We start from the raw sequence: 20,180 nt of genomic DNA on the forward strand, positions 1-20,180 counted from the left end.
GTGGTGGTTATTCAGTGCCCCAGTATTTCCCCATCAGCTTATCAAGCGTGCCGTCTTCTTTGATCATCGCAAGACCTTCGTTGATGGCGTCCACAGTGGCGTCGCCTTCCTGAAACACGATGCCAAGCGGGTCAGATTGCAGCCCGGTGATCCCCACGGTCAGCTCACCTGCAAATTCCTGCTCATAGGCAACAGCAGAGGTGCCATCGATGATCACGCCTTCCACATCGGCGTTCTGCAGCGCCAGAACCGCCGCAGAGAAGTTGTCATAGAGGCTGACATTTTCGCGCCCCACCAGATCCTCGGCGAGCTGCGCATTGGTGGTGCCGGTTTGTGCGGCAAGCTTATTGCCGCCGGCCTTGAAATCGTCCAGCGTCAGGCTCGCATTGTCCACCGACAACAAGACCGCCTGACTGACAACGATGTAGGGATCGGAGAAATCCATCGTCTCTTCGCGCTCTGGTGTGATGGAGACCCCAGAAATCACCAGATCAAATTCGCCCTGCTGCAGGGCCGCAAAAATGCCGTCCCAGGCTGTGTTCACGAAATTAGGCACGCAATTCACCTTGGCGCAGATCGCGTTCATCACATCCACGTCAAAACCCACAACTTCGCCGGTGGCTTCATCAACGGTTTCCATAGGGGGATAAGTGGCGTCGGTTCCGATTTTCAGAACGCGCCCTTCCAGATCCGCGGCAAATGCGGCTGGAATCGTGAGTGCGGTTAGGGCCGCAGCTGTCAGTAACGACTTCATCATGTCTTTTGTAACTCCTCTGTTGGTTGGGGGTGGTGCGCCTCTTTGTGCGCAGGTGTGTCAGGTTGCCGCTCTATCAAAGTGGCCCTGATCTTTTTCTGGTTTTGTGTTGGGTCGACACCTGCCAATGCCCGCAGCATATAGTCGCCAAGCAGGCGGCTGGTCTCTTCAATCGGCACATAATAGGTGCTCGGTGGCGGCACAAAATAGCGGCTCAGTTTCAGATCATCGGTGGACACCACCACCAGATCGCGCCCGATCTTGCAGCCTGCCTCATGCGCTGCGGACAGCACTCCGAGCGTCATGGCTTCATTTGCACAGACACAGGCGGTTGGCGGCTCAGACATCGCCATCATAGCGGCAAAGGCGTCATGCCCCGTGCGCGCCGTGGTTGGTCCGCGAAAAATCAGCGTTTCATCAGGCATCAGTGCCGCTTGTTTGAGTGCGTCAATGTACCCTGCCTGCCGCTGGCGCGCGTAAATCAGATCTGACGGCGGATTGATCAGCGCAATGCGCCTATGTCCCAATCTGGCCAGCCGCGCCGTGGCATCATAAGCGGCCGTCTGACTGTCAATATCCACATAGGCATGGGGCTTCGGGCTGTCGCTCATGCCCATTGTAACAAAGGGAAATCCACATTCTTGCAGATACGCGATACGGGCATCGTCCTGCAGTGTGCCGGAAAAGATCACGCCATCCGCCAACCCATCCTGCACGATCCGTGCCAGCACCGCCATTGCGTCATCCATATTGGCAACGTTGAACACGCTGAGCTCATACCGCGACCCCTGAAGCGCAGAGGAAATGCCTGCCAGAATGCGCGTGAATTCCACGCCTTCCCATTCGTCCGCATCCTCTGTGGACACGCTGACCAAAACCCCAATGCGATAGGATTTCTTGGTGCGCAGCTTCAGCCCATCCAAGTTGACGCGATAGCCTACCTTGGCAGCCGCTTCTTGAATCTCTTGGCGTGTTTCTTCCTTCACCGATTTGTCGTTGCGCAATGCGTTCGACACCGTGCCGACCGAATAGCCCGTGAGCTTTGCGATGGATTTGATCGTCGCCCGCGCCATCAAACCACGCTTTCTGCCAGCAGGTGGCTCAACACCCGCCGACCTGTGGCCAACGACCGAGCGGGCTCAGAAGGGGCGTCATGTTCGACAAAAAGATCACGACAGGGCGTATTTGAAAGCGCATTCAGCACCGTTGGCCAATCTACGACGCCTTCCCCAATGTCACGCCAACGCGCATCACCGACGTCACCTTGCGGATCGACATCTTTTGCATGCACCGACACAATTTTATCTGCGTATCGCGTAATCCATGCCAGCGGATCGGCAACGGCGACAGCTAGCCAACCGATGTCTGGCTGCCAGTAAACGCCGGGGTGGGACAAAATTTGATCAAGGGGTGTGCTGCCGAAATCCCCCTGCAAATCAAAATCATGATTGTGGTAGGCAAGCCGGATATCAAGCGCAGCAAGTCGATCCGCCCAGATGGCCATTTGATCAGACAAAAGCCTCCAGCCTTCAGCCGTCGTTGGCCGCTGCTCAGGGGCAAGCCAAGGCATGACAACTGTTTTGCAGTCCAGAAGCACAGTCAGGCTAACAATGTCGTCCAGCCGCTCTTCAAAATCGACCCAGTCAAAATGCGCTGACCGCAACGTCAGTCCAGACTGCCGGACCTGTGCTGCAAGACGATGCGGGCTGAGATCGTGAAAACCAATCGTTTCAATGTCGCGGTAACCACACCTGCGGGCAGTTGTCAGCTGATGCTGCAACGTGCCCACATCCCTCACTGTGTAAAGCTGTGCCGATACCCGCATCTGCGATTCTCGTTAATTGAAACGTTTCAATTATGCTGTAAAAACCGTTTCAACTTGTCAAGCCGCCGGTTCAATGGATCTTGAAGGGGGCTGAATCGCTGCATGGCAAGACGCGGCCAGGGGAGCTGCTGCCCCTGCCAGCGTCTCACGCGCGGCTTTTGCGATGCATTGCGTCGTAGGTTTCACGCGCGCAACAGGGATGTTGCGATGCTGTTTCTGATCTTGAGAAGTTCTGCCTCAATCTCCTCCATCGCAGCCTCACAGGTGGCATTGTTGGCATATGGCACTGTCAGTGCGCCATGAAGTTGCCCACCGAGGGACACCAATGGCACCGAGAGATCGACGATTCCCTCCATGAAGCGGCTGTTGAAGCGCAGCACACCGTTTTGAGACAGCTCGCTGCGATACGCGTCGAGATCTTTCGCTTGAAAGTCCGGGTTCCTCTGTAAAATGCGGGCCTCAGTTTCTGAAAACAGAAACGGGTTCATTGCACACAGCATGACAATGCCGGATGCGGAGTCTTCCAACGGCCGCCGAGAGCCGATTGGCACGCTGATTGACATGCGCAATGGCGGTTCCCAGCGCTTCATCACAACCATCTCATCTCCGGAGGCAAGAACCAGTTGACAAGGGGCGCCTGTCAGGTGGGAAAACTGATCCGCCATGGGGGAGATCGCTTCCAATATATCTTTTATTCTCGGTGAGTTAAGTCCCATTTCCAACAGTTTGGATGTCGTAACATATCCAAATCCGGCACCGGATTTTTCAAGGAAACCCTCGGCCTCCAGAACCGCGATCATTCGGAACACTTCGTTGCGGTTCCGGCCAAGTTCTGCTGCGATCTCCTGTGTGCTTAACGGGGTGGGGGCTTTGCTCACGATCTCAAGGATCTTCAATCCTCGCGTGAGCGCCGGAGCTGAATAGCTGGATTGAGTCGTCTTCGTCATGTGTCTCCCTTTCGTATTTGACACACTGTTTCAAATATGCAAACCATTCAACCCATAACGGGGAGAAGGATGCGGGTTAATGCCAGATTTCACGGCAATTCGCAGGGCGCAACGGATGGAAATGCACAGCTTGTTGCAAAGCTGCGCATCTTCCCTCCTCGCTGCTGAATGCGCGCAGATGCCGAACACCTATTTTGCAGGGATTGTTCCATCAGTTGTGGGAGAGCCCGCCTTCGTGTCGACACCGCACCGTGCCGAAACCGCGTTCTGACTTTTCATTCATCAGTTTCTCAACAAATCCAGGGAGGAAAATCATGAAACTGTCTCAAATCCGCTCCGTCGCCATTGGTGCGACTGTTGCCCTTAGCGCAAGCGTGTCCATGTCATGGGCGCAGGAAGTCCTGCGTTTCGGGCACGTCTATGAGGCATCCACGCCATATCACGCAGCCGCGGAACGTGCCGCCGAACTGCTCGAGAAAGCAACCGATGGCCGCTACACCATGGAGGTCTTTCCTGCGTCTCAGCTCGGCAAAGAGGCTGCGCTGAACGAAGCGCTATCACTTGGTACAGTTGATGCGATCTACACAGGGGTGGCGTTCCTTGGTCAGTCCTATGGCCCGATCAGCATCTCTGACTACCCTTTCACCATGCGGTCCTATGAGCATTGGAAAGCCTATGTGGCCTCCGATCTGTTTGATGAAATGAGCGGCGAGTATCGCAAAGTTTCCGGCAACACCATTGCCGCCATGACCTACTATGGGGCGCGTCACGTGACCTCAAACAAGCCGATCATGTCCCCAGAAGACATGGATGGTCTGAAGATCCGCACACCAAACGCCCCAGCCTATCAGATGTTCCCAAAAGCCACCGGCGCAAACCCGACACCAATGGCCTTTGCTGAGGTCTATCTGGCGCTGCAGCAGGGGGTGGTTGACGCGCAGGAAAACCCGCTGCCAACCATTCAGTTCAAAAAGTTCCACGAAGTTCAGTCCAACATCAACCTGACTGGGCACATCACGAACTCTCTGGCGATGGTGGTATCCCCGGTAACTCTGTCTAAAATGGGTGATGACGGTCAGGCCCTGATCGATGCGCTTGCTCAGGCCGCGTCCAGCACATCTGATGAAATCGTCGCCTCTGAGGCCGAACTCGCGGATTGGTTCCGCGATCAAGGCGTGACCGTAAACGAAGTGGACCGTCAGCCCTTCATGGATGCGGTGTCCCCAATGCTGACTGGTGCAGACGTGCCATGGAGCCCTGAAATCTTCGCGCGCCTTCAGGCCATCAAAGAATAAACAGGTAATGGGCCCGCCAGTTTCCGCTGGTGGGCCTTTTTACACATGGAAAGGAAGGCCCCGATGAAGGATGCGACCCAAGCGCCTGAAATTGATTTCGACGCTCTTGCCAAAGAAGACGAACTCCATTTCAGCAACTTCAAGGTCAGCCTGGCGGACTACCCCCTGCTTGCCCTCTTCGCAGCCCTGTTCTGCGTTGTGTTTCTGCAGTTTTTCACGCGCTACGTGCTCAATGACTCCATCGCCTGGACGGAAGAGGCCGCGCGATACCTGCTGATCTTGCTCACGTTTGCTGGCGCGATCCGCTGTCAGATCATGGGCTCACATATCGCGCTCGAATTTGTCGATAAATTCTACGGACGCCATCTGAAGTGGGTGCATGTTTTCGCCCTACTTGCCAGTTTTGCACTGTTTGCAACAATCCTCTGGTCCGCATGGGAGCTCATTCAGCGCACCTCATTTCAGCAAATGGTCTCGCTGCCTTTCCCAAAATACTATCTTTACGCGGGCGTCATGGCGCTGGCTGGGGTGAATGCGCTGGTGATCGCCGCGCAAATCATCAACCGCCTGAAAACCGCGACACGGAGCTAACCACCTATGGGTCTCTTTATTCTCTTTGCATCCCTTTTTGGTCTGATGCTCCTGCGCGTGCCAATCGCTTTCTCGCTCGCGTTGTCGTCTTTTGCCTATATCCTGCATTCCGGCCTGCCGCCTGTGCTGCTTATGCACAATCTGGTCAATGGCATGGACAGCTTTCCGCTTCTGGCCATTCCCTTCTTCATCCTCGCTGGAGCGCTGATGAATTCGGCGGGCATCACGGCGCGTATCTTTGGCTTTGCCCGCGCCATTGTGGGCTGGATGCATGGTGGTCTTGGTCATGTGAACATCGGCGCCAGCATCATCTTTGCCGGCATGTCCGGTGCGGCTGTGGCGGATGCCGGTGGCCTTGGCGCGATTGAAATCAAAGCCATGCGCGAAGCGGGCTATGACGATGACTTCAGCGTCGGTGTAACCGCCGCATCTTCCACCATCGGGCCGATCATTCCGCCCTCACTGCCCTTGGTGATTTTTGGGGTGATGGCTTCGGTATCGATCGGTCAGCTCTTTGTGGCGGGCATCGTGCCAGGCCTCATGATGGCGGCAGCGCTGTCCATCATGGTGTGGTGGATGTCACGCAAGCGCAACTACCCCCGTGATGTGTCCTTCAGCGTCAGCCTGATTGGCACGCGTTTCAAAGCAGCGTTTTTGCCCCTGATGACGCCCGTGATCATCGTCGGTGGCATTGTGTCAGGCGCCTTCACCCCGACTGAGGCGGCAATTTGTGCAGCGGCCTATGCTCTGGTGCTTGGCACACTGGTTTATCGTACGCTGACATTGCGCAAACTTGCGGTGATTTCACTGGAAACCATCGAAACCACTGCGGCCATTATGCTCATCGTGGGTGCAGCGTCTGTGTTTGCGTGGATCCTGACCGCTAATCAGATCGCCAGCCAATTTGCCGAATTTGTGCTCTCTTTCACCGACAGCAAAGCGGTCGTGCTTTTGCTTATCATGGCGATTGTGCTGATCGTGGGGCTGTTTATGGAAACCATCGCGGCGATCTCCATTCTCGTGCCGGTTCTGATGCCGGTGGCGGCGCAGTTTGGCATTGATCCCATTCATCTCGGCATCATTGTGATCCTCAATCTGATGTTGGGTCTGCTCACGCCGCCCGTGGGCATGGTGCTTTTTGTGCTGTCCCGCGTGTCCAAAGTGCCCTTTGAGCAATGTGTGAAAGCCACCCTGCCGTTTCTGGTGCCACTGATTGGTGTGCTGCTCCTGCTGACGTTTATCCCACAGCTTGTGCTCTGGTTGCCCCAGATGCTGTATGGCTGATAAAAAAGCACCGGCTCTCAAATGGAGCCGGTGCGCTACAGGCTGAGCCTAAGCCTGCAAATGATATTTCTTGATCTTGTTATAGAGTGTGCGGGTTGTCATGCCCAACTCCTCAGCGGTCTGCGCGCGCCGAAAACCGTTGCGCGATAAGGCTGCCGCAATCCACTCGCGCTCAGAGGTGCTGGCCGCAGTTGGGGCTTCCGATGTCTCAGGCGCAGGTGTCTCAGTGGGCAGACGCCGCAGGAAGTCCACCGCTTTCAGATCAACTGTACCTCCATCGGCCCGGCGAATGGCGCGATGCACCGCATGGGCAAGCTCACGCACATTGCCCGGCCAGTCATGTTCCAGTAATCTGCGCAGAGCGGCGTTAGAGAATTTTGGTACCTCGCCGCCAATCTGCTGACCAAGGTGCATTGCAAGTTCTGGAATGTCATCCACGCGCGCCCGCAAGGGCGGGAGCGTGATTTCATAGCCAGAAATGCGATAATACAAGTCTTGTCGAAAATCCTGTGTGTCTACGCAGCTCAGCAAGTCCAGAGCATTGGTGGCAATGATGCGGGCATCAATCTGACGTGCGCTATGGTCGCCAATCCGTTGCACGACCTTTTCATCCGTGAACTTGAGCAGTTTGCCCTGCAGATCGCGGGGCAAGGCGGAGACTTCGTCAAAAATAATGGTACTGCCCGCCGCAAGCTCCAGCGCGCCACGCTGGGTGCCGCCCCCGCCAAATGCGCCCGGTGCTTTGCCCAAAAGATGCACCGCGCCTTCGTCGCCATTCAGGGCAGGGCAGTCCACCACAACTGGCTGCCGCCGCGCAGCCATCCCGGCTTCATGCAGCCCCAGCGCGGCCCGGCTTTTGCCGGTGCCGGTTTCTCCGATCAGCAACACGGGCACATCTTCATGGGCCAGCTCCTCAAGTTCCTGACGGATCATTTGCATCGCCATCGACGAGCCAACCAGATCATGCTGTGAGGCTGGCGTGCTGGTCTCAACACGCGACAGGCTTGGAATGGCGGTGAAACCCTTTGTCACTTCATTCAGTGTTTGCTCCACTGGTAAACGATCCAAGGTTGACCCGGCCACAAAGCCCTGAACTCCGCAAATCCGCGTGATCGCAAGCGCCTCTTCCGGCGAGGTGATCGGCCCGCCATGGCACAGCTTGTCAACTGAGGCTGGCACGCCTTCCAGAACCCTCTCAATCTGCGCTGCTGCCGTGTCTAGTGTCAGATGCGTTGTGACACCCGTTCCCCCGCTGGTGAACCCGACGTTGACGCAAATCGCTGTTGCGCCCGCATCCACCATTTTGCGCGCCTGCATATTGTTGTGCACATAGGCAAAGCTGCCCAATCCCGCCTTGGTTGCTTCCCGCACAAGCGTGAGCTCGCGCTCAAGCCCCAGCCCTTCACGCTCAAGCAGGGCGCCCAGCCTGCCATCAATCAATGTGGTGGAGGGAAAGTTGCACACCCCCGCGAACCCAAGCGCCTTTGTGCGCGCCACGAGGGCCGCTATGTCGAGATTGGGGTCGCTCACCGAAAACCCGGCATAGATCGGCGCACTACAACGCCCCAGCATTTCCCGCTCCGCAAATTCTATCACCCAGTCATTGGCCGCGCGCACCGGCAAAAAACTTGTGAGTGAGGAGGCCCCCTGCACCCGGAAGCGACCGGCGTTCAATGCCAGCAAATAATCCGCCCCCGCTTTGTCGGCGGCTTTGGCGGTCAGGCCAGAGCCGACTACAGCGGCAAACAGAAACTCTTTCTTCTGCGCGCTCATGGCTTGGCCTCGTTCCAAATGATCCCGTCCACAGACAGTGTTTTGAGCGCCATCAACTGTTCATGCCATGCAGAGGAATAGGCGAAAATGCGTGCGCGATCATCTTCAGATCGCAGCGTATCAATCAGGGTTTGCAGCGACTTCAAAACCAGCGTGCCGCTCTCAGTGTCCTCGATGCTCAACAATCCGGGATGCAGCACAAGCTGACCATTGCCTGCCCTCAGCGCCTGACGGGCCTGATCGAGTGAGAGGAAGAACGCCAACGTGTCAAAACCTGCCGCTTTGGCGCGGGCAAGAAAATCATACTCAAACGCGGGCGAAGCCGGGATCGTCGACATGGATTGCCGCAGGTTCCCTTCCAGCAAAATAGCAGAGGGCCAATTGGTGATCCCACGATAGCCAAGTTCATGCAGCCGGAAAAACAGCGCATCTTCTGAACCAAACGGATCGCTGGCCAAGACCGCCGCCCAGTCGCCTTGCTGCGGGCTCTCTCGCAGGGCGCGGTTGTGGTCAAGTCGGGGCATAAGAAACCCCAGATCAGCCTGCGATGGGGAAAGTCCGGCCAGGGTCGGGCAAAAGATCCGATCGCGCTGGGGTGCGCCTGAAAGGGTGCGGCCAGCAAGGGTAAGTGTTTTCATGCCGACATATAAGAAGAATATTCCGATAATAAGAAGTTATTTCTGATATTTTCTGATTGCGGTCAGGGGGCTGGTTTGTTGATTTGAGTTAAGTATCTGAAAATAATACATTTTAAAAACTTGCGCCGCTGGTGTGTTTTCTTTGTTGGCCACGACATCTCTGTCAGTTTCTTTCTCAACGGGAGGAAACATGACTCTATTTCTTATTGTCACCCTCAATGGGCTGACACTCGCTGCGCTCTACTTTTTGGCGGCCAGCGGTTTTAGTTTGATCTTTGGCCTGATGCGTACGGTCAACATGGCCCACGGCGCGCTTCTGCTGCTGGGCGGCTATGTCGGCTACAGCATCGTTGATGTCACCGGCTCTTGGGGGCTTGGCGTGCTGGGCGGAGGGCTGTCTGCGGCGTTGGCCGGGGCGTTGGTACAAGCCGGTGTTCTGGGGTGGATGCAGGGTGATGAGCTGCGTCAAACCCTCGCCTCTATCGCGATTTCCATCATCATGGCCGATCTTATGCTGTGGTACTGGGGTGGTCTGACTTATCAAGTCGCGCTGCCAGAGGCGCTGGCAGGTGGGCAGAGACTGCCGATCCTCGGTGTGGGCTACGCCAACATTCGCCTCGCGCTCATGGCCTTTGCACTGGCCACCGGTCTTGCGCTCTGGTTCCTGATCCAACGCACCCGCTTTGGCGCTGTGATCCGCGCCGGTGTGGATGATCAGGACATGCTGCGCGCCCTTGGCTACCCGATTGGCCGCATCTTTGTGCTCGTCTTCGCCCTCGGCGGCATGCTTGCGGGAATGGCCGGAGTTGTCGCAGCAAGCGCGCTCTCCATCGCGCCGGGCACGGATCTTCAGTTCCTGCTGTCCTCGCTGGTCGTGGTCATCGTTGGCGGTATGGGCTCGATCGGCGGCGCTGCCCTTGGTGCGCTGCTGGTGGGTCTGGCTGAGCAATACGGCCTCGCCTACGCGCCGACCTATGGCGTTGTTTTCACCTTCGCAATCATGGTGCTTGTGCTCGCGGTGCGTCCGCAGGGCCTGCTTGGAAAGGCAGAACAATGAGACCCGCTGTCGTTCTTCTACCGCTTTTGGCGCTGCCTCTGCTGCTCAATGATTTCTGGCTCACACAGGTCGCGACCCGCGCGCTGATCCTCGGTGTGATGGCTTTGAGCCTCAGCTTTCTGGCCACCTATCTGGGTGTCGTCTCCTTTGCTCAAGCCACTATGGCTGGGGTTGCGGGCTACACAATGGCCTATTTTGGCCCCAACACCGTTGGACTGGGCGTGCCGCTGCCATTCTGGGTCACAATCCCCATCGCCTTGGCGCTTGCCACGGTGTCCGGCGCAGTTGTCGGGCTGATTGCGCGGCGCTCACGCGGCATCTATGCCATCATGATCACGCTGGCGATTGGCGTGGCCTTCTTCTACTTCACCCGCCAAAACTACACGTTCTTTAATGGTTGGACGGGCTTCTCCGGTGTGCGTGCGCCAGAGATCGCCGGGATCAGCCTGCGCGATCCGCTGCCCCTCTATCTTCTGTCGCTCGCCACAGCCGGTTTGGCGCTCACGCTGGTCAGTGGCTTTGTGCGCTCCCCTCTGGGGCTCACCATTCAAGCGGTGCGCGATGCGCCGGGCCGCGTGCTGGCGCTGGGCATCTCTGTCACCACTCCGATTGTCGCAGCCTTTGCATTCTCAGGCTTTCTGGCCGGGGCAGGGGGCATTCTCAATGTCTGGTATCAGGAGCGGATCTCGTCCTTTTCGGTGGGGCTGGGCCCGATCATCGACATCCTGATCATCTCTGTCATTGGCGGGTTGCGCCATCCAGCGGGGGCCTTTGTCGGCGCAGTGGTCTTTGTGCTGCTGGACACTTTCGCCGTCGATCTGATCGACCGGGAACGTTTCAACACGCTGATCGGCTGCGTGCTGCTGCTGATCGTCGTTGTCGCCCCCGGCGGGCTGCATCAACTGGGCACAGACTGGCTCGCCCGCCTGCGCAGCCCTGATGCGAAATCCAAATCATCTGTACGAGCAAACTCATAGGGAGGAACCTAGAATGAATAAGCTCAAATTAGCGGCTTCGGTGCTTGCGCTTAGCGCAATGTCAGTGCCAGCCTCTGCCGAGGAGGTCAAAATCGGCGTGATCTCCATCCTCGAAGGCGCGTTTGCCGCGCTTGGCCAGGATGGGATCCGTGGCGCAGAACTCGCGGTGCTCGAAGTCGGCGGAGAGGTCGATGGCAACAAAGTCGAAGTCATCACCATGTCCTCAGACGCCAGCCCGGACAGCGCGGTGAATGCCGCCCGCAAGCTCATTGAGCAGGATGGTGTGGACATGATTGTGGGGCCATTGTCCGGCTCTGAAGGGCTCGCGCTGCGCGATCTGTCCAAATCCTATCCGGCTGTGACCTTCCTGAATGGCTCGTCAGCAGCGCAGGACACCACATTGCGTGACAGTTCTGACAACTTCTTCCGCTTTGGGGGCGATGGCGCACAGTGGATGGTGGGTGTGGGCGATTATGCCTACAACGACATGGGCTACAAATCCGTCGCCGTGATCGCGGAAGATTACTCCTTCCCCTACACGCAGGTTCTGGGCTTTATGACCGAATTCTGCTCCGCAGGTGGCAAGGTGCCAGAGAAATTCTGGACCCCAATCGGCAACAAAGACTACTCCTCCGTGGTCTACTCGATCCCGCAGGACGTGGATGCGATCTTTGTGGCGCTGGGCGGTGCAGACGCGGTCAACTTCCTCACGCAATACAGCCAGGCCGGCGGTGAGAAGCCGATCATCGGCGGCTCCATCACCATCGACCAGTCCATTCTGGACTCTAAAGGTCCGTTCAAAAAGCTGCTTGTCGGCGCGCCAGCTGGCACGCCAACAGTGAGCGACTATGACGGTCAAGAGTGGAGCGCCTTTTCGGCAAGCTACACAGAGGCCTTCCCAGATGGCTTCTCTGCACCGTCTATTTTTGCGCATCATTATTACATGAGCGCAAAAGCTGCGATGCTGGCGCTTGATGAGGTGGATGGTGATCTGTCAAACGATCAGGCGGCCTTCCGCGCGGCGCTTACGGATCTGACCTTTGTGACCCCAACAGGCGGCACCATGCGTCTGGACAAGAACCGCAATGGCATCGTCGATAACTTTGTGACCGAGGTCTATGAGCGTGAAGACGGTTCGCTTGGCAACCGTGTTGTCAAAGTGGTGCGCGATGTGGATCAGCTCTTGGGCCAAGACGAAGCCACTTTCCTGGCCTCTGGCCCTGTCAGCCGGGACAACCCTTCGTGCCCATAAGTCAGACACATACCAACGCCAATGCCCTGGAGGTCCGGGGCATCGGCAAACGCTTTGGCGGCTTCTGGGCGGTTCAGGACATCAACCTGACTGTGCAGCCCGGCGAACGGCGGGCGATCCTTGGGCCGAATGGCGCGGGCAAAACCAGCCTGTTCAATGTGCTGACGGGCGACACCCAAGCCACCGCCGGAACCATTTCGCTGTTTGGCACCAACGTCACGCGCGAGCCGATCAACAAACGCATTCAACGCGGGGTGCGCCGCACCTATCAGCACGCGCATCTGTTCAATGGGCTCACCGTGCGCGAAACCCTGTTTCTTGCGGTCGCAGGCGTGCGGGGCGGTTGGCGGCAGGTGCTGCCGTTGCGCCACAATGATGCGCGCCTGACAGAGGCGGAGCGCTTGGCAGAGGTGGCAGGCGTCACTGATGTGTTGGAGCGGGAAGTTTCGGAGTTGAGCCACGGTCAAAGGCGCCAGCTCGAAATTGGCATCGCTTTGGCGGAAGATCCGAAAATCTTGCTTCTGGATGAGCCCGCTGCCGGGCTGTCCCCGGCAGAGCGCCCCAAACTCAGCGCCTTGCTCATGTCTTTGCCCAAAGATGTGACTGTCGTGTTGATCGAGCATGACATGGAAATCGCGCTGCAAACCTCTGAAAGCGTCTCTGTGCTCTACAATGGCCGCCTGCTTGCAGAAGGGTCTCCCAACGACATCATGCAAAACGAAGAGGTACATCGCGTCTATATCGGAGGGGCTCATGGCCACTGATGGGTTGCTAAAAATCGAAGGGCTGGATTTGCGCTATGGCTCCAGCCACGTGCTGCATGGGGTCGATCTCACCGTGGGCACACGCCCGCTGGGTATTCTTGGGCGCAATGGTATGGGCAAAACCAGCCTGTGCAATGCCATCATGGGGCTGCATGCCCATGCCGCGGGGGAGATCTGGTTTGATGGGGTTGCGCTCACAGGACTCGCGCCAGAAAAGCGCGCGCAGCTGGGCATCGGCTATGTGCCACAAGGGCGTCGGGTCTTTCGCTCCCTCACGGTTGAAGAGCATCTCAGAATTGTGGAACGTCGGGGTGGGGACTGGTCGGTTGACCGTGTGTATGAAACCTTCCCCCGCCTGAAAGAGCGCCGCTGCAATCTGGGCGACCGCCTCTCTGGCGGCGAGCAGCAGATGCTCGCGATTGGGCGCGCGCTCCTACTCAATCCGAAACTGATCGTGATGGACGAACCCACAGAGGGTCTCGCACCCGCGATTGTGTCCGATGTGATTGATCTGATTGCATTGATTGCGCGCGAAGGCATCGCCGTGATGCTGGTTGAGCAAAACATGCATGCCGCATTGGCTGCTGTGCAGGATGTGGCGATCATGGTGGGGGGCGAGGTTGTGGAACGCATGAGCGCAGAAGCGCTTGAGGCAGACACAGCAATGCAGAAACGACATCTTGGTCTAGAGCCGGGTCAGGCAGGCTGAGGGAGGAGCATATGACGAAGAAAGCTTATGTGATTGGCACCGCAGACACAAAGGGCCCAGAGCTGGCCTATGTGCGCGATCTCATCGCCGCAACCGGGCTGGAAACCGTGCTGATCAATGTCGGCACCAAAGGTGGGGACAGCGGCGTGGACGTGACCGCCGCCAGTGTCGCCGCCTGCCACCCGGAAGGCCCGGCAGCGGTGTTTGTCAATGATCGCGGCGCCGCTGTGACCGAAATGGCCCGCGCGCTGACAGCCTTTGTGGGTGGCCGGTCTGACCTGGGTGGCATCATTGGTCTTGGCGGGTCTGGCGGCTCGGCCATCATTGCGCCAGCCATGCAGGCTCTGGCGATTGGCGTGCCAAAGGTTCTGGTGTCCACGCTCGCCTCAGGCGATGTGTCTGCCTATGTCGGCGCCTCTGATGTGAATATGTTCCACCCTGTGACCGACGTGTCCGGCCTCAACCGTGTATCGCGCAAACTGCTGGGCAACGCCGCTCACGCCCTGGCGGGCATGATGGCAAACCCGGTGCCCGAAGCGCCCGATGATCGCCCCGCCGTGGTGCTCTCGATGTTTGGTGTAACCACCCCCGCCGTGCAGGCCATTACCGAAGACCTGTCAGACCAGTTTGATTGTCTGGTGTTTCACGCCACCGGCAGCGGCGGCCGCTCGATGGAACAGCTTGTCTATCAGGGCGATGTCGCCGGGGTGCTCGACATCACCACCACGGAAATCTGTGACCTGATTGTGGGCGGCTTCCTCAGTGCGGGCGAAGGGCGCCTTGACAGCATCGCGCGCAGCAAGCTGCCCTATGTGGGCTCCTGTGGCGCTTTGGATATGGCGAACTTCTGGGGGCCAGAAAGCGTGCCGCCTCAGTTCAAGGACCGCACGCTCTATCATCACAACGCGCAGGTGACGCTCATGCGTGCCAATGCCGAAGAAGCGGCGCAAATTGGCACCTGGATCGGCAATAAGCTCAATGCCTGCGAAGGGCCGGTGCGCTTCTTGCTGCCGCTCAAGGGGGTGTCCGCTTTGGATATCGAAGGCGGCCCGTTTTACGACCCCCAAGCCAATGACGCGTTGTTTCAGGCGCTGCGCTCCACCGTAAAACAGACCAAAAACCGTCGATTGATCGACCTCGAAATGCACATCAACGATCCGGCCTTTGCCAAGGCTGCAATCGCTGAGTTCAACGAAATCTACAATGAAAAAGGAACCTAAGATGGCAGTCACAGGACGCGCAGACATCCTTCAGCGCCTTCGGGCCAAGATCGCCGCAGACAAAGTCATTGTGGGTGGCGGCGCTGGCACCGGACTTTCCGCAAAATGCGAAGAAGCGGGCGGCATCGACCTGATCGTGATTTACAACTCCGGCCGCTACCGCATGGCCGGACGCGGCTCGCTCGCGGGCTATATGTCTTACGGCAACGCCAATGAAATCGTGATGGACATGGGTCGGGAGGTGCTGCCCGTCGTAGAAAACGTGCCCGTGCTTGCTGGCGTCAACGCGACAGATCCGTTCTGCATCATGGACAAGTTTCTGGATGATCTCGCCGCGATGGGGTTCGCCGGTGTACAGAATTTTCCCACCGTTGGCATCATTGATGGCCGGTTCCGGCGCGAACTCGAAGCCACCGGCATGTCCTATGACAAAGAGGTGGAGATGATCGCCAAGGCTCATGAGCGGGATCTTTTGACCACACCTTATGTGTTCAGCGCCGAAAACGCCGCCGCCATGGCCAAAGCCGGGGCAGATGTGATTGTTGCCCACTTTGGGTTGACCACCGGCGGGTCCATCGGGGCCGGGGACAGCGCGCCTGACATCGCAGAATGTGCCCGCCTCTATGAGGAATGGGCGGCAGCGGCCCGCGCTCACCGGGATGACTTGATTTTCATCTGTCACGGTGGCCCACTGGCCGAGCCGGACGACGCGCAGAAGTTTCTTGATCTCTGCCCGGACTGTCACGGCTTTTATGGCGCGTCCTCTATGGAGCGTTTGCCAACTGAACGCGCGATTGCCGCGCAGACCGCAAGTTTTGGAAATCTGCGCCGTGGCGCGCAAATAGCAGAAGGAGCCGCCCAATGATCAAAGCCTACGCGTCCACAATCATCGCCGTGCCCGTCGATCAAGTCTGGGCCCGTGTGCGCGATTTCAATGGGTTGCCAAACTGGCATCCTGCCGCCACCGACAGCCACATCGAGGAAGGTTTTAATGCCGGTGAGGTGGGCTGCGTGCGCAATTTCGCCCTCACAGATGGATCGGGGCGTATCCGGGAAACCCTTCTTGCGATTTCCAACGTAGAGCGGTCCTTGACCTATGACATGCTGCCCGATGGGCCGCTGCCTTTTGTGAACTATGTCGCCACGATGAAAGTCTCCGCGATCACGGATCGCAACGAAACGTTTGCCGAATGGTGGGCCGAGTTTGAAGCAGGCGATGGCCAGACGGCGCAGTGGCACAGCTTTGTGGAAAACGATGTTTTTCTCGGCGGCTTTCGCGCTTTGGAGCAGAGCTTCCAGAGCTGATCAAATCCGCTGATGCGAGTCAGATCAGACCCGCGTCGCAGAGTTCTCTTAGCGGCTTCCAGATCACCGCTTCGGTCACGCATGTGGCCGGAGCGGTTTTTCTTTGCGCAGGCGTTCCCTCATCTCGATCTCGTTAAGTATTTGAAAATAGGCGTTTTATACCATGAATGAGGTACGCACCTCAAAAATATGTAGACATGAGGTGCGTACCTCAAATAGCGTGAATGCATGCCGCGATTCGACGGGAGTAGAGGGCGGCGTAGATAGGGGAGGATTGAATGACGTATTTTAAACTGGCCACCGCCAGCGCTCTGGCTCTTGCAGCCGCAGGCGTATCATCCACAGCACAAGCCGAAGATCTCACGCTCTGTTGGGCGGCATGGGATCCCGCCAACGCTTTGGTGGAGTTGTCCAAAGACTTTGAGGCCCAATCCGGCCACACCATGAATTTTGAGTTTGTGCCATGGCCGAACTTTGCAGATCGGATGCTCAACGAGCTGAACTCCGGCGGCAAGCTTTGCGACCTGCTGATTGGCGACAGCCAGTGGATTGGTGGCGGCGCGGAAAACGGTCACTACGTCAAACTCAACGACTTCTTTGACGCCGAAGGCATCTCCATGGACGATTTTGCCCCGGCAACGGTCTATGCCTATTCCACATGGCCCAAAGGCACGCCAAACTACTACGCGCTGCCCGCGATGGGGGATGCAAACGGTTGGTTCTATCGCAAAGACTGGTTTGATCGCGATGACATCAAAGCCGCCTACAAAGAGGCCACAGGCTCCGATCTGCGCGAGCCTCAGTCGCAAAAAGAAATGCTGCAAATCGCGCAGTTCTTCCAGGGGCGCGAGATTGACGGCAAAACCGTTTATGGCGCAGCGATCTTCACCGAGCGTGGCTCTGAAGGCATCACCATGGGGGTCACCTCTGCGCTGTATCCATGGGGCTTCAAATATGAAAACACCCCCGGCAGCTACGATATGGAAGGTGCTGTAAACTCCGCCGAAGCTGTCGAAGCGCTGGAGTTCTACAAAGAGTTCTACAAAACCGCGACACCTCCGGGCTATACCAACAGCTATATGGGCGAGAGCCTGGACGCCTTTAAATCGGGTCAGGTCGCCATGGCGATGAACTGGTTTGCGTTCTTCCCGGGCCTATATGCTGATCCAAACACCGGCGGTGACAAGATCGACTTCTTTGTGAACCCCCCACAAAATCAGGCGGGCTCCACACTGGGCGGACAGGGCATAAGCGTTGTGGCTTACTCCGATAAACAGGATGCGGCGCTGGAGTACATCAAGTGGTTCTCTGATCCCGGTGTTCAGGCCAAATGGTGGGAGCTTGGCGGCTACTCTGCGCACAACTCCGTTCTGGAAGATCCCGGGTTTGTGGAAAGCCAGCCCTTTGCAGGGGATTTCCTGGATGCCATGGCCGGTGTGCAGGACTTCTGGCAGGAGCCAGCCTATGCCGAGCTGCTGCTCGCCATGCAAAAGCGGGTGCATGACTATGTGGTCGCCGATCAGGGCACCGCGCAAGAAGCGCTTGATAAGCTGATTGAGGACTGGACAGAGGTCTTTGAGGACGAAGGCAAACTCTGATCTTACGCCCCAGCGCGCGCGTTGCAGTGTGCGCTGGGGCCATCCTCCACATGGGACGCCCACGTCCCTCACACACTTCAACTGACAGGCCGAGCATATGTCTGACCGGACAATAGATCGCGTTGCGTCGTCAACGCCCGCTCCAGTAGCGCGCAAAATCAGGGGGCTGTCTGATCGGGCCATCGCCTGGATTTTCGTCGCCCCCACCATTTTCCTGCTGCTTGCGATCAACATCTTCCCGCTGGTCTGGACCATCCGGCTCAGCTTTACCAACTACAAGGCCAACCGCATTGGCCGCGAGGTCAAAGAGATTGGCCTGCGCAATTACGAGCGCATCCTGACAGACAGTGACATCTGGCTGAACATGCAGGCGACCGCCCACTTTCTGTTCTGGACGATCTTCTTTCAGGTGCTGATCGGCTTTACCTTGGCGTGGATGATCAACAAAAAGTTCAAGGGCAACGACCTCTGGACGACCATCATCGTGCTGCCCATGATGCTTTCGCCTGCGGTGGTCGGCAACTTCTGGAAGTTCCTCTACCAGCCCCAAATCGGCCTGTTTAACTACATCGTTGGGTTTTTTACCGGCAAAGATCCCTCCAGCTTTGAAATGCTGGGGCAGGTCAATCTTGCGCCATGGGCCATTGTGATCGTGGACACATGGATGTGGACCCCATTTGTCATGCTGATCTGTCTTGCTGGTCTGCGCAGTATTCCCGACTATATCTATGAGGCCGCAGAAATCGACCGCGCCTCAAAGCTGCGTCAATTCTTCACGATCACCATTCCCATGGTGCTGCCGTTCCTCATGCTTGCGGTGCTGTTCCGGGGCATTGAGAACTTCAAGATGTTTGATCTCGTCGTGCAGCTGACAGGCGGCGGGCCGGGATCCGTGACAGAGCTCACCTCAATCAATCTCAAACGGGAAGCCTTTGAAAAATGGCGCACAGGCTATGCCTCCGCCTACGCGATCATCCTGTTTGTGACGGTGTTTGGCTTGGCAAGTATCTACGTCAAAGCCCTCAATAAGGTAAAAGAAAGATGAGCGGCTTTTCCATCAACGAACCCTCAAACCGCATCAAATGGTTCGCAGGCTCTCTGGTCATACTTTATGCGGTGATCACCATGATCCCACTGGTCTGGATTGCGATTACAGGTTTCAAAAGCCCGGCAGATGCCATCGCCTATCCGCCCAAATACGTGATCGGCGGCGAGGGAGAGTCCGGTTTCACACCCACGCTTGAGGGCTACGTAAACCTGTTCACCACACGCACGCGCCAGACAGAGGAATATCTGGCCGAAAACCCGCCACAGAACTGGGCGGATGAGATTGTCCGCCAATACGACATGGTGATTGTTGGCCCCTCAAAGTTTGGCCAGCGCTTCCTCAACTCGGTGATCATCGGCTTTGGCTCAACTTTCCTCAGCGTGTTTCTCGGCACTTTGGCGGCCTATGCCTTCAGCCGTTTCAAAATCCCGCTCGCCGATGATCTGCTGTTCTTCATCCTGTCCACCCGCATGATGCCGCCCATTGCCGTCGCGATCCCGATCTTCCTGATGTACCGCCAGCTTGGTCTGTCAGACACCCATCTGGGCATGATCCTGCTCTATACCGGTGTGAACATCTCGCTCGCGGTCTGGCTGCTCAAAAGCTTCATTGACGGCATTCCAACCGAGTACGAGGAGGCCGCGCTGATTGATGGCTACACACGGTTTCAGGCCTTCTACAAAGTGGTGCTGCCACAGGCCGCAACCGGTATCGCCTCCACCGCGATTTTCTGTCTGATCTTTGCGTGGAACGAATATGCCTTTGCGGTGCTGCTGACCACAGCCAACGCGCAGACCGCGCCCCCCTTCATCCCCACCATCATCGGCATCGGGGGCCTTGACTGGCCCGCCATCGCCGCCGGCGTCACGATCTTCCTGCTGCCGGTCATGATCTTCACCATCCTGCTGCGCAAACATCTGCTGCGTGGGATCACATTCGGAGCCGTGCGCAAATGAGCAACTTTATCACTGGCTTGATGCGCTTCCGGCGCGGACCCTGGGAAATGCTGGCCACCATCATCATCGCACTTGGGGTGTTCATGCTGATGCAGCCCTTCGTGATCTGGGCCTTCACCTATTCGTTCATAACAACCCTCATTGGCACAGTGATGTTCATCATTGTCAGCCACTTCCCGGAGTGACC

Annotated in this window: 21 protein-coding genes; 15 read left to right on the top strand and 6 right to left on the bottom strand. The window is 57.4% G+C overall.

Annotation, left to right across the window (positions count from 1 at the left end; all coding sequences use genetic code 11):
* Positions 1–7 precede the first annotated feature (7 nt).
* The 4 genes from PJL69_RS13500 to PJL69_RS13515 all read right to left on the bottom strand — a co-directional run bounded on the left by PJL69_RS13500 (position 8) and on the right by PJL69_RS13515 (position 3,526).
* On the bottom strand, positions 8–757 hold the full coding sequence (locus PJL69_RS13500) for a transporter substrate-binding domain-containing protein (RefSeq protein WP_209100312.1): 750 nt from the start codon (positions 755–757) through the stop codon (positions 8–10).
* On the bottom strand, positions 754–1,827 hold the full coding sequence (locus tag PJL69_RS13505) for a LacI family DNA-binding transcriptional regulator (RefSeq protein ID WP_271310128.1): 1,074 nt from the start codon (positions 1,825–1,827) through the stop codon (positions 754–756). The genes PJL69_RS13500 and PJL69_RS13505 overlap by 4 nt, the downstream gene beginning before the upstream one ends.
* The gene (locus PJL69_RS13510) at positions 1,827–2,579 is read right to left on the bottom strand and encodes a sugar phosphate isomerase/epimerase family protein (RefSeq protein ID WP_271310129.1); all 753 of its coding nucleotides are present in this window, start codon (positions 2,577–2,579) and stop codon (positions 1,827–1,829) included. The genes PJL69_RS13505 and PJL69_RS13510 overlap by 1 nt, the downstream gene beginning before the upstream one ends.
* Positions 2,580–2,761: 182 nt before the next feature.
* The gene (locus PJL69_RS13515) at positions 2,762–3,526 is read right to left on the bottom strand and encodes an IclR family transcriptional regulator (protein WP_209100307.1); all 765 of its coding nucleotides are present in this window, start codon (positions 3,524–3,526) and stop codon (positions 2,762–2,764) included.
* A 314-nt stretch (positions 3,527–3,840) separates the two neighbouring features.
* On the opposite strand from PJL69_RS13515, the gene PJL69_RS13520 reads away from it, so the two are divergent.
* The 3 genes from PJL69_RS13520 (at position 3,841) to PJL69_RS13530 (ending at position 6,696) form a co-directional block, all read left to right on the top strand.
* The gene (locus PJL69_RS13520; RefSeq protein ID WP_271310130.1) at positions 3,841–4,821 is read left to right on the top strand and encodes a sialic acid TRAP transporter substrate-binding protein SiaP; all 981 of its coding nucleotides are present in this window, start codon (positions 3,841–3,843) and stop codon (positions 4,819–4,821) included.
* A 63-nt stretch (positions 4,822–4,884) separates the two neighbouring features.
* The gene (locus PJL69_RS13525) at positions 4,885–5,412 is read left to right on the top strand and encodes a TRAP transporter small permease (protein WP_271310131.1); all 528 of its coding nucleotides are present in this window, start codon (positions 4,885–4,887) and stop codon (positions 5,410–5,412) included.
* A 6-nt stretch (positions 5,413–5,418) separates the two neighbouring features.
* Positions 5,419–6,696 (top strand): TRAP transporter large permease, encoded by a 1,278-nt coding sequence (locus tag PJL69_RS13530; protein WP_209100304.1) that lies wholly within the window; start codon positions 5,419–5,421, stop codon positions 6,694–6,696.
* Between the two features lie 48 nt (positions 6,697–6,744).
* Here the strand turns inward: PJL69_RS13530 and PJL69_RS13535 are convergent, their stop codons facing one another.
* Both PJL69_RS13535 and PJL69_RS13540 read right to left on the bottom strand, forming a co-directional pair.
* Positions 6,745–8,469, bottom strand: coding sequence for a phosphoenolpyruvate hydrolase family protein (locus PJL69_RS13535; RefSeq protein ID WP_271310132.1), 1,725 nt, complete (start codon positions 8,467–8,469; stop codon positions 6,745–6,747).
* The gene (locus tag PJL69_RS13540) at positions 8,466–8,993 is read right to left on the bottom strand and encodes a phosphoenolpyruvate hydrolase family protein (protein ID WP_271310133.1); all 528 of its coding nucleotides are present in this window, start codon (positions 8,991–8,993) and stop codon (positions 8,466–8,468) included. Before PJL69_RS13540 ends, PJL69_RS13535 begins: the two co-directional genes overlap by 4 nt.
* Before the next feature lie 304 nt (positions 8,994–9,297).
* Here PJL69_RS13540 and PJL69_RS13545 point away from each other — a divergent pair, with 304 nt between their 5' ends.
* The 12 genes from PJL69_RS13545 (at position 9,298) to PJL69_RS13600 (ending at position 20,178) form a co-directional block, all read left to right on the top strand.
* Positions 9,298–10,164: a branched-chain amino acid ABC transporter permease gene (locus tag PJL69_RS13545; protein WP_271310134.1), complete on the top strand. Its 867-nt coding sequence runs from the start codon at positions 9,298–9,300 to the stop codon at positions 10,162–10,164.
* Positions 10,161–11,141 (top strand): branched-chain amino acid ABC transporter permease, encoded by a 981-nt coding sequence (locus PJL69_RS13550; RefSeq protein ID WP_271310135.1) that lies wholly within the window; start codon positions 10,161–10,163, stop codon positions 11,139–11,141. Before PJL69_RS13545 ends, PJL69_RS13550 begins: the two co-directional genes overlap by 4 nt.
* 13 nt (positions 11,142–11,154) lie before the next feature.
* Complete coding sequence (locus tag PJL69_RS13555) at positions 11,155–12,393, top strand: ABC transporter substrate-binding protein (RefSeq protein ID WP_271310136.1); 1,239 nt, start codon at positions 11,155–11,157, stop codon at positions 12,391–12,393.
* The gene (locus PJL69_RS13560) at positions 12,384–13,157 is read left to right on the top strand and encodes an ABC transporter ATP-binding protein (RefSeq protein WP_209070303.1); all 774 of its coding nucleotides are present in this window, start codon (positions 12,384–12,386) and stop codon (positions 13,155–13,157) included. The genes PJL69_RS13555 and PJL69_RS13560 overlap by 10 nt, the downstream gene beginning before the upstream one ends.
* Complete coding sequence (locus tag PJL69_RS13565) at positions 13,147–13,866, top strand: ABC transporter ATP-binding protein (RefSeq protein ID WP_271310137.1); 720 nt, start codon at positions 13,147–13,149, stop codon at positions 13,864–13,866. The genes PJL69_RS13560 and PJL69_RS13565 overlap by 11 nt, the downstream gene beginning before the upstream one ends.
* Before the next feature lie 11 nt (positions 13,867–13,877).
* The gene (locus tag PJL69_RS13570; RefSeq protein ID WP_271310138.1) at positions 13,878–15,086 is read left to right on the top strand and encodes a Tm-1-like ATP-binding domain-containing protein; all 1,209 of its coding nucleotides are present in this window, start codon (positions 13,878–13,880) and stop codon (positions 15,084–15,086) included.
* Position 15,087: 1 nt separating this feature from the next.
* Positions 15,088–15,951: a phosphoenolpyruvate hydrolase family protein gene (locus PJL69_RS13575; protein ID WP_209100291.1), complete on the top strand. Its 864-nt coding sequence runs from the start codon at positions 15,088–15,090 to the stop codon at positions 15,949–15,951.
* Positions 15,948–16,391: an SRPBCC family protein gene (locus PJL69_RS13580; protein WP_271310139.1), complete on the top strand. Its 444-nt coding sequence runs from the start codon at positions 15,948–15,950 to the stop codon at positions 16,389–16,391. Before PJL69_RS13575 ends, PJL69_RS13580 begins: the two co-directional genes overlap by 4 nt.
* A 278-nt stretch (positions 16,392–16,669) precedes the next feature.
* Positions 16,670–17,989 (top strand): ABC transporter substrate-binding protein, encoded by a 1,320-nt coding sequence (locus tag PJL69_RS13585; protein ID WP_209100287.1) that lies wholly within the window; start codon positions 16,670–16,672, stop codon positions 17,987–17,989.
* 97 nt (positions 17,990–18,086) lie between these two features.
* A complete protein-coding gene (locus PJL69_RS13590; RefSeq protein ID WP_209100285.1) occupies positions 18,087–19,034 on the top strand; it encodes a carbohydrate ABC transporter permease in 948 nt (315 codons plus the stop codon).
* Positions 19,031–19,993 carry a carbohydrate ABC transporter permease gene (locus PJL69_RS13595; protein WP_209100283.1) on the top strand — a complete coding sequence of 321 codons (963 nt, stop codon included), beginning with the start codon at positions 19,031–19,033 and terminating at the stop codon, positions 19,991–19,993. The genes PJL69_RS13590 and PJL69_RS13595 overlap by 4 nt, the downstream gene beginning before the upstream one ends.
* Complete coding sequence (locus PJL69_RS13600) at positions 19,990–20,178, top strand: hypothetical protein (protein WP_271310140.1); 189 nt, start codon at positions 19,990–19,992, stop codon at positions 20,176–20,178. The genes PJL69_RS13595 and PJL69_RS13600 overlap by 4 nt, the downstream gene beginning before the upstream one ends.
* Positions 20,179–20,180: the final 2 nt, after the last annotated feature.

The sequence above is a fragment of the Shimia sp. MMG029 genome (assembly GCF_027947445.1).
In the GTDB taxonomy this organism is placed as follows: domain Bacteria; phylum Pseudomonadota; class Alphaproteobacteria; order Rhodobacterales; family Rhodobacteraceae; genus Shimia.

What these genes read in the sequence shown, in the direction of transcription:
- PJL69_RS13565 (WP_271310137.1), top strand. Translation starts at nt 13,147, where the DNA reads ATGGCCACTGATGGGTTGCTAAAAATCGAAGGGCTGGATTTGCGCTAT.
- PJL69_RS13595 (WP_209100283.1), top strand. Translation starts at nt 19,031, where the DNA reads ATGAGCGGCTTTTCCATCAACGAACCCTCAAACCGCATCAAATGGTTC.
- PJL69_RS13570 (WP_271310138.1), top strand. Translation starts at nt 13,878, where the DNA reads ATGACGAAGAAAGCTTATGTGATTGGCACCGCAGACACAAAGGGCCCA.
- PJL69_RS13520 (WP_271310130.1), top strand. Translation starts at nt 3,841, where the DNA reads ATGAAACTGTCTCAAATCCGCTCCGTCGCCATTGGTGCGACTGTTGCC.
- PJL69_RS13555 (WP_271310136.1), top strand. Translation starts at nt 11,155, where the DNA reads ATGAATAAGCTCAAATTAGCGGCTTCGGTGCTTGCGCTTAGCGCAATG.
- PJL69_RS13525 (WP_271310131.1), top strand. Translation starts at nt 4,885, where the DNA reads ATGAAGGATGCGACCCAAGCGCCTGAAATTGATTTCGACGCTCTTGCC.
- PJL69_RS13540 (WP_271310133.1), bottom strand. Translation starts at nt 8,993, where the DNA reads ATGCCCCGACTTGACCACAACCGCGCCCTGCGAGAGAGCCCGCAGCAA.
- PJL69_RS13590 (WP_209100285.1), top strand. Translation starts at nt 18,087, where the DNA reads ATGTCTGACCGGACAATAGATCGCGTTGCGTCGTCAACGCCCGCTCCA.
- PJL69_RS13545 (WP_271310134.1), top strand. Translation starts at nt 9,298, where the DNA reads ATGACTCTATTTCTTATTGTCACCCTCAATGGGCTGACACTCGCTGCG.
- PJL69_RS13580 (WP_271310139.1), top strand. Translation starts at nt 15,948, where the DNA reads ATGATCAAAGCCTACGCGTCCACAATCATCGCCGTGCCCGTCGATCAA.
- PJL69_RS13500 (WP_209100312.1), bottom strand. Translation starts at nt 757, where the DNA reads ATGATGAAGTCGTTACTGACAGCTGCGGCCCTAACCGCACTCACGATT.
- PJL69_RS13505 (WP_271310128.1), bottom strand. Translation starts at nt 1,827, where the DNA reads ATGGCGCGGGCGACGATCAAATCCATCGCAAAGCTCACGGGCTATTCG.
- PJL69_RS13530 (WP_209100304.1), top strand. Translation starts at nt 5,419, where the DNA reads ATGGGTCTCTTTATTCTCTTTGCATCCCTTTTTGGTCTGATGCTCCTG.
- PJL69_RS13550 (WP_271310135.1), top strand. Translation starts at nt 10,161, where the DNA reads ATGAGACCCGCTGTCGTTCTTCTACCGCTTTTGGCGCTGCCTCTGCTG.
- PJL69_RS13575 (WP_209100291.1), top strand. Translation starts at nt 15,088, where the DNA reads ATGGCAGTCACAGGACGCGCAGACATCCTTCAGCGCCTTCGGGCCAAG.
- PJL69_RS13515 (WP_209100307.1), bottom strand. Translation starts at nt 3,526, where the DNA reads ATGACGAAGACGACTCAATCCAGCTATTCAGCTCCGGCGCTCACGCGA.
- PJL69_RS13585 (WP_209100287.1), top strand. Translation starts at nt 16,670, where the DNA reads ATGACGTATTTTAAACTGGCCACCGCCAGCGCTCTGGCTCTTGCAGCC.
- PJL69_RS13535 (WP_271310132.1), bottom strand. Translation starts at nt 8,469, where the DNA reads ATGAGCGCGCAGAAGAAAGAGTTTCTGTTTGCCGCTGTAGTCGGCTCT.
- PJL69_RS13600 (WP_271310140.1), top strand. Translation starts at nt 19,990, where the DNA reads ATGAGCAACTTTATCACTGGCTTGATGCGCTTCCGGCGCGGACCCTGG.
- PJL69_RS13510 (WP_271310129.1), bottom strand. Translation starts at nt 2,579, where the DNA reads ATGCGGGTATCGGCACAGCTTTACACAGTGAGGGATGTGGGCACGTTG.